The sequence below is a fragment of the Streptomyces sioyaensis genome, assembly GCF_004122735.1.
Lineage (GTDB): Bacteria > Actinomycetota > Actinomycetes > Streptomycetales > Streptomycetaceae > Streptomyces > Streptomyces sioyaensis.
In genome coordinates, this window is sequence record NZ_SDIF01000017.1 from 91939 (window position 1) to 99459 (window position 7521).

Annotated in this window: 7 protein-coding genes; 5 read left to right on the forward strand and 2 right to left on the reverse strand. The window is 70.3% G+C overall.

Translation table 11 applies throughout. The annotated features are described in order from the left end of the window. Positions 1–104 precede the first annotated feature (104 nt). On the forward strand, positions 105–344 hold the full coding sequence (locus tag EST54_RS09090) for a DUF397 domain-containing protein (RefSeq protein ID WP_006607192.1): 240 nt from the start codon (positions 105–107) through the stop codon (positions 342–344). Positions 345–466: 122 nt separating this feature from the next. On the opposite strand, the gene EST54_RS09095 is transcribed toward EST54_RS09090, so the two are convergent. Continuing rightward, the gene (locus tag EST54_RS09095; RefSeq protein WP_129246879.1) at positions 467–1366 is read right to left on the reverse strand and encodes an oxidoreductase; all 900 of its coding nucleotides are present in this window, start codon (positions 1364–1366) and stop codon (positions 467–469) included. 269 nt (positions 1367–1635) lie between these two features. On the opposite strand from EST54_RS09095, the gene EST54_RS09100 reads away from it, so the two are divergent. The 4 genes from EST54_RS09100 (at position 1636) to EST54_RS09115 (ending at position 4990) form a co-directional block, all read left to right on the forward strand. Continuing rightward, positions 1636–2655: a hypothetical protein gene (locus tag EST54_RS09100; protein ID WP_129246855.1), complete on the forward strand. Its 1020-nt coding sequence runs from the start codon at positions 1636–1638 to the stop codon at positions 2653–2655. Next, positions 2652–3875, forward strand: coding sequence for a hypothetical protein (locus EST54_RS09105; protein WP_129246857.1), 1224 nt, complete (start codon positions 2652–2654; stop codon positions 3873–3875). The genes EST54_RS09100 and EST54_RS09105 overlap by 4 nt, the downstream gene beginning before the upstream one ends. 121 nt (positions 3876–3996) lie before the next feature. Beyond that, positions 3997–4392 (forward strand): ACT domain-containing protein, encoded by a 396-nt coding sequence (locus tag EST54_RS09110; protein ID WP_129246859.1) that lies wholly within the window; start codon positions 3997–3999, stop codon positions 4390–4392. Positions 4393–4489: 97 nt separating this feature from the next. After that, positions 4490–4990: a hypothetical protein gene (locus EST54_RS09115; protein WP_129246861.1), complete on the forward strand. Its 501-nt coding sequence runs from the start codon at positions 4490–4492 to the stop codon at positions 4988–4990. Between the two features lie 117 nt (positions 4991–5107). Here EST54_RS09115 and EST54_RS09120 read toward each other — a convergent pair whose 3' ends face one another. Then, positions 5108–7099, reverse strand: coding sequence for an N-acetylmuramoyl-L-alanine amidase (locus EST54_RS09120; protein ID WP_129246863.1), 1992 nt, complete (start codon positions 7097–7099; stop codon positions 5108–5110). Positions 7100–7521 lie beyond the last annotated feature (422 nt).

Sequence of the window (7521 nt, forward strand, 5' to 3'; positions counted from 1 at the left end):
CCCCTCCCCGGACCACCACCCCACCGCCGCGCCACGTCCCCTGTCCGTCCCCGGACGCACTGGCTAGGCTGACCGCGGACGACGAACCGGGAGGAGCGGGAATCGTGGCCGACAGCATCACCGAGCAGCGGCTCGCGGGCGGGCCCAGGCCCGACCTCGACCTTGCGCAGGCCGAGTGGCAGTCGAGCACCCAGGGCGTGGGCGACGTACAGATCGCCTTCGTCGAGGGCTATATCGCGATGCGCAACCGCCGCAGTCCGGAGATCCCGGCACTGATCTTCACCCCCGCCGAGTGGCGCGCCTTCGTCGTCGACGCCCGCGAGGGTGCATTCGATCTGACCTGATCCGGCGTGACCTGACCCTGGTCAGACCCGGTCTGACCTGGCCTGGCGCTGTCGTGAAGCGTGCCCCTGCGCAAGCGGGACCGCTGGCAGCCCTGCTCAAGCGGGACCGCTGGCAGCCCGCATCAGGGCGCAGCGCAGTCGATCGAATCGAGAAGTGCGACCTCTTCCTCCGCCAGATCGAGGGCGCCTGCCGCCAGGTTGTCGATCAGGTGGTCCGGGTTGCCCGTTCCCGGGATGGCCAGGACGTGCGTGCCCTGCCGCAGCGTCCAGGCCAGGCGTACCTGCGACGGCGACACCCCGTGCGCACGGGCGACGGTGCGGACCTGGGCGTGCTCGGCGCGGACGGCGCCTGCCTCGCGCCCCTCACCGGCAATGGAGAAGAAGGGCACGAACGCGATGCCGTGTGCGGCGCATGCCCGGAGCATCTCTCCGCCGGCCCGCGCGTCGACGCCGTAGCGGTTCTGTACGCAGACCACGGGGGCGATCGCCTGGGCTTGGGCCAGGTGGGCGGGGCGGGCCTGGGAGATGCCGAGGTGGCGGATGAGTCCGGCCGCACGCAGCTCGGCGAGCGCCCCGAAGTCCTCGCTGATCGAATCCTGGCCCATGACACGCAGGTTGACCACGTCGAGGTGGTCGCGGCCGAGCTGGCGCAGGTTCTCCTCGACCTGTCCGCGCAGCTGGTTGGGCCGCGCCCGGGAGGTCCACTCGCCGGACGCGTCCCGTGCGGGGCCGACCTTGGTGGCGATGACCAGGTCGTCCGGGTACGGGGCCAGCGCCGAGTTGATCAGCTCGTTGGCGGAGCGCAGCCGGGAGAAGTAGAACGCCGCGGTATCGAGGTGATTGACGCCGAGGTCGACCGCCCGGCGCAGGACATCGATCGACTGGCCGCGGTCCCGCGGGGTGCCCTGGTGGAAGGCGGCGCTGCCGGTCAGGCGCATGGCGCCGAAACCGATCCGGTTGACCGTGCGGTCTCCGAGCACCCAGGTACCTGCGGCTCCCGCACGGACCGTCTCGCACGTCATCTCCACCATCAGCTCCTCATCTCCACCATCAGCCTTTTCGGAAGTCCTCGCCCTTTTGCTGGTCGGGGGCGCGGCAGACGTGGAGTATGCCCAGGTGAGAGCGGTGACGAGAAGGCAACTGGTGGCGGAGGAATGTCACAGCGAAACCGGGAATCCGTGCACGGCTCACCACGTTCTTACTGGTGACGCGTTTCCGTACCGCCACGGGCCCAGGACTGGGACCATGGAGCCTGCATCTTCTGACACGTGTGCAGCGGGGGAGGACGGCAATGACTGCAGGAGCGTCAGCGGCCGCGGGGCCGGATGACGAGGGGCGCGATCCGGAATCACGTCAGTTGAATGATGCCGACGGCGCAGGTGAATTAGGCAACGCGGCTGCAGTATCTCCCGCAGCAGCAGCTGACCATGAGGAACCGTCACCGGATGTGGGCGGGACCGCCGGGGCTGACGGGGCTGCCACGAACACCATCACAGCGCCTCGGGACGATGAGGAATCGTCCCCCCGACCCACCCTGGGCCGGCGCTTTCGGCGGTGGCTGGGCACGGTGCCGGGGCTGGCCGCATCCACGGTGGTCACGACGGCTTGCGCGGCAGCCACGACCGCTGCCTTCACCGGCGGGGTCCATCTGTGGTCGGCGCCGGCGTCGGTCTCCACCACCGTGGAGACCGACCCCTTGCGCATCGACGCCGAAAGGAATCTCGTACAGCTCATTCCCGCCGACCGATTCGATCGCACGAGACCTGACAAAGGGTGCGCCGGATTCTGGGACTGGGCACGCAAACGGGGCGCGGTGGACGACGGAAGCACCATGCTCCAACTCACCGTGACCAACAGCGGGTCCAATGCGGCACTGATCACCGGAATGCGGGCCGAGGTGCTCTCCCGGAGCCCTGTTTCCCACATGGTCGAGGCCACGTGTCCGACACAGGGCGAAGCCCAGGTGTACGCCGTGGACCTGAATCTCGACGAACCGCAGCCGGTCGGCGTCTATCAAAAGAAGGGAAAGCATCATCCGCTGGACTTCACCGTCGCGGCAGGGGAGTTGGAAACCTTTCTGGTGACGGCCGACATCACGCACGGCGCATCGAGGTGGAAACTCGCTGTCGATGTGGTGGAGGACGGTCACAAGCGAACTCTCGTGGTGGACAACGACGGCAAACCCTTCGCTACCGCGGCACGCCCCAAGGGAATTGAGTCCTGGACGCTGGATCCGCACGCCAACGGCGACTGGCACGCAGCGGGGCACGTGGAAGGCGCCTCGGGCCGTCCGCAGGGCCGGACATCGTGAACCGCCCATTGCGTTCCACATCGGCCCCCGGTCCCGGGCCGCAGGTCCGCAAGCAGGCGCTGAGCAGGCCGGCAATCATTGCCGTGCTGGCACTGGCGGCGACGGTCGGCATCCTCGTCGCCCTGGTGGCCTTCCCCGCGGAACCCGGCACGAGCCCCGGCGGTACGGGAGATCCGGGAAATAGCTCTACGCACGTCATCGCTCCCCATCCCGCGCCGCTCCGCACGGTCGTAGCGGGACAGCCCGTCACACGGGTGGCCGCGGGCCTCCACTCGCTGGCCTACGGCACCAGATCCGGCGGGGTCTATGTCGAGACGGGCCGTACGGGATTACGGCGGATTGCCGTACTCACCCGGCCCGTGGAAGTTCTGTCCTTCGACTCCACCGGCCGCTGGCTTGCCGCTGCCGACACCGATATGCAGCTCGCCGTGGCAGACACCCGCAACCCCAAGGCTCCGGTCATCAGACAGCGATTGCAGGTGGCGTCCCGCTATTACAGCGCTCTGCCTCCGAGGATGCTCGCCGTCGATACCACCGGTAGCCACGTCGCCGTGCAGACTGATTTGATCGGCGTTTACAGTCTGCGGGACCACCGACCCCCGCGCTGGCTGGACTTCAGCAATCCCTGTGACTCCCCGGATGACCTCGCCTTTGTCAAAGGCGATCTCATCTCGGCAACTCAGGGTTGCGTCAACGTGTGGAATTCCTCCACTCTGCGACTGTATCGGCGGGCTTACCCGCCCACCACCGGCAGAGCGCGCATCGGTCACGGTCGCATCCTGTACGGCACCTTCAGCCACGTCTTTCTGCTGAACTACCGCGCGACCGACCCGCTGCCCCACCCGCCCGTCCCGGGCCCCGAAAACCCCAAGCCCGAACTGGGCCGTGTCATCGCCGACAAGACCATCAGCCGTCGGCGAAGTCCGGTACAGCCCCTCGCTGACGACGGCCGGATCGCTGCCGCCGCACAGGATTTCCGCCTGACATTCTGGGACACCGCTTCCCACCGAATCCTGGGCCACACCCCGCTGCCCGTCCCGCCGTCGTGCGCAGCGGACAAAAAGCTGGCCACCGCGCAGTTCTACTCCTCCCTCTCACCGGACGACAAGACATTGACGGTCACCGCCGTTTGTGGTCCGGCACGCACTGGACTGGCCTCTGAAGAAGAACAACGCCGCACCACCTACCACCACTGGGAAATCGCCTATCCGAAGCCGTAATCGGCTCGGGAGCGGAGTGCGGCCTATCCGCTGCATCCAGCTTCACCGTCCTCTCCTCTCTCCCACGCGCCCGCCACCCCGAGACGCCGCAGGCCCCGCGCCGCCCCGTAGGGTGGTCGGCATGACCGGCGAACGTGATCTGAGGGCCCTGCTGAGCGGAATGCGTCCCGAGCTCAACGCAGGCCGCTATGTCTTCACCACCGTGCCCGGCGCGGTCCCCGAGGGGCTGACGCCGGTGGTCACCGTCACCGAGCCCGAGGGCCGCACCCTCGTCGTCCACCAGGAAGAGGCCGATCGGGCGGGCCTGACCTACGACTATGTCGCTGCCTGGATCACCCTGCGGGTGCACTCCGCACTGGACGCCGTCGGGCTCACCGCCGCCGTCGCCACCGCACTCGCCCAGGCCGGTTTCAGCTGCAATGTCGTCGCCGGTTTCCACCACGATCACCTCTTTGTGCCGTATGCCGCGGCCGACGAGGCACTGCGTCGGCTCCGCGCACTGGCCGACCAGGCCTGACCAGCGGCTGTACGCCGGCCGGCGGCGCCGTACACGGGGCGTCGCCCACCCCCGACGTCGGCGCGGCGTGCCCGCCCGGGCCACGTACGATGGCGGCATGTCCTTCCTCCGCCGCCGCAGCGCAGCCACGCCCGCCGGGCCTGACTTCGACGTCCTCGCCATGGACCCCGGGGACTGGCCGGGCAATCTCGGAGCCGGGCTGCTGCCCGCGCCCGACGGCACCTGCCAGGGCGTCTTCCTCCGCTACGACCTGTTCGGCGGCCGCGGCCCCGCGATGATCATCGGCAATCTGCCGGAGGGCTCCCCGGCCCGCGAGCTGGCGGACGACCAGGTGCCCTTCGAGGTGGCCCAGCTGCTGGCGGCGCTCGGCAACGACGAGCCGGTGACGGTCGTCGAGAGCGAGGACACCCCCGTGATGCACGAGGACAACCTGCTGATCGTCAAGCGCATCAAGTGCTCCGAGAGCCGGATCTCCTGCGCCCAGTTCGACCGCAGCGACGGTGTGCTGGTCACCATCGCCAGCTGGGACCGGCCGATCACCGACGACCTCTACGCCCTGCTCAAGCCGCTGCCGGCGGAGCTCTTCCAGCAGGGCTGACCTCCCGGCGCAGCAACGGAGCGGACACGATCGCGCCCGGTGGACGGAATCCGTCCACCGGGCGCGAGGCGTTTCACCCGACCGGTGCCCGGTCGTCGCCGCCCCGGGCGTACCGGCCTAGGACCCCGAGCGCCGCACCTCGACATCGGCCGCCCGCACATAGCCGACCCGGTGCCCGAGCTGGATCTCGTAGTAGACGTCCTCGCCGCGCACGATCGCGTGCTTGGACACGTCGAAGGTCGGGGCGTAGAAGTAGTCGCCCCTGACCCGGCCCCCGACGGCGTACTCCTGGCCGGCGGCGAGCTTGTACGGCAGCGGGGAGACCGACTGGTACGGCACCCCGGCCGGATAGGCCTCCTTCTCCGGGTACGCGCGGCCGTAGACCGGGATCTCCGAGCGGCCCTCCTTCGGCGTCGCGATCAGCCCCTTGGCGTTCACCGCCACCCGGTGGCCGTGCGGATTGCGGAACCACGCCCGCTGCCCGAGGTACCAGATCGCCGTCCAGTCGCCGTCCCGGTCCGCCACCGCGAACTGCTGGCCCGTCGTGGCGCGGGCACCGGTGTCGTTCACCCCGGTCGTCGAGTCACTGCCGTCCGGATGCAGCCCGATGTCCCTGACCAGGGGCGCGCTCTCGCTCGGCGCGGTGTACAGCCGGACCGCCGTGGAGCCGTGCGGCGCACAGGCGTCTCCGGGCTTCGCGCAGCCGGTGTACACGGGCTGGTTCCGGTCGTAGTCGGGGCGGATGGTGACCAGCCCGCCCCGCGCGCCCGCGGTGGCCCGGAACGGCTTGCCCAGCAGGGTGAAGTAGTGCGCCCAGTCCCAGTACGGCCCGGGGTCGGTGTGCATGCCCGGGATCGTGGCCGGGGTCGTGCCGGGCACGTTGTCGTGGCCCAGGATGTGCTGACGGTCGAGCGGTACGTCGTACTTGCGGCTCAGATACTTCACCAGACGGGCCGACGCGCGGTACATCGCCTCCGTGTACCAGGCGTCCGGTGCGGCGAGGAAGCCCTCGTGCTCGATGCCGACGGAGTGCGAGTTGATGTACCAGTTGCCCGCGTGCCAGGCGACGTCCTTGGTCGGCACATGCTGGGCGATCAGCCCGTCCGAGGAGCGGATCGTGTAGTTCCAGGACACATAGGTGGGGTCTTTGATCAACTTCAGCGTGGTCTCCCACGACCCCTCGGTGTCATGGATGACGATGGCGCGCACCCGCTGGTCCTCGGGGCGGTCCGCCTTGTCGTGGTTGCCGTAGTCACCGTCGCCGAACTCCTCGTACGGCGCCGGCACCGACTCGCAGGCGACGGTCCACGGGCACTCCAGCTTGCGGGCGGCGCCCCGGTCGGACGGTGTGCCGAGTCGTTTCTGCTGCGCGGCATCGGGGGCCAGCCGCGGCGACGCGGCCAGCGTGACCCGCTGCCCCGCGTCGGTGGTGCGCGACTGGCCGCGGCGCATCACCTCGTACACCTCGTCCGCGAAGGCCCGGCCGGCGCGGGCATCGTCCTGGCCGCCGTAGCGCGCCACGGCGGTGTACCACCGGGCCGGGTCACCGGACGCGGACCGCCCCAGCCTGTGCTGCTCCGCGGCGAGCAGCGCCGCCCCGCCGAGCACGTTCGCCGCGGGGTCGGTCCGCAGCTTCCCGGCCGGCAGCCCGGTCAGCTCGGCGGCCGTCGCCAAGGTACGCAGCCGGGCGGGGAGTTCGGCGGGCAGCGCTGCCCGCTTCGCCGGGGCGGCCGGCCTCGTGCGCGGCCGGGCGTCGTCGCCGCGGGCATCCTGGTCGCCCGTGCTGAACTCCGGCGTCCGGGCCAGGGCCGTGCGGGCGTCGGTCAGATGCATCGGGCCGTAGCCCCCGGAGACGCTGGGCGCGCCGCCGTGGCCGTCCCAGCGGGACTCCAGGTAGGAGACGCCGAGCAGCACACTGCGCGGCACATGGAAGCGGGCGGCGGCATCCGTGAACGCCTGCTGGAGCCCGTCCGTCCGGGGCTGCCCGGCAGTGGCGGACGGCGTTCCCGAGAGCGGCAGCAGCAGGACCGCCGCCGCGACGGCGGTGACGGATCTGCGCAGGGCGGGGCGGTGGAATCTCTTCTCGTCTTCCGGAGCGGATCCTCGCAAAGCAACCTCCTCGAGCCGGCCCGAGCCGGGGCGGTGTGACGGTGGGTGCGCAAACGGCCGCACGGGCGGGACCCGAGACTAGAGCCCCCTGTCGACCCAGAGCTATATCTGTGCCGACGGTCCGTCAATCACCCTGCCGAATCGGGATGTCGCATGTCGGGGCATCTCACGAGGAGTCTTCCCGAGCCCGTGCCGGGGCCTGCGGGGCGTCAGTGGAATGGACCAATGCCCGGGTGCGGGCGGGAGGGACCGCGGCACCGGCGCTTCGGAAGAGAGGGGAAGGGGGGCGGCGAGGGGGCGATGCCTGGGCGCCGGTGGAGCGATGGAGAAAGACAAAAGCGCGCCGGCCGAGCCGGCGCACATGGCTGAGCGGCGCGCCCCGTGCCCGGACGCGCCGCTCACCATCCCCCGAGGGGGTGCCG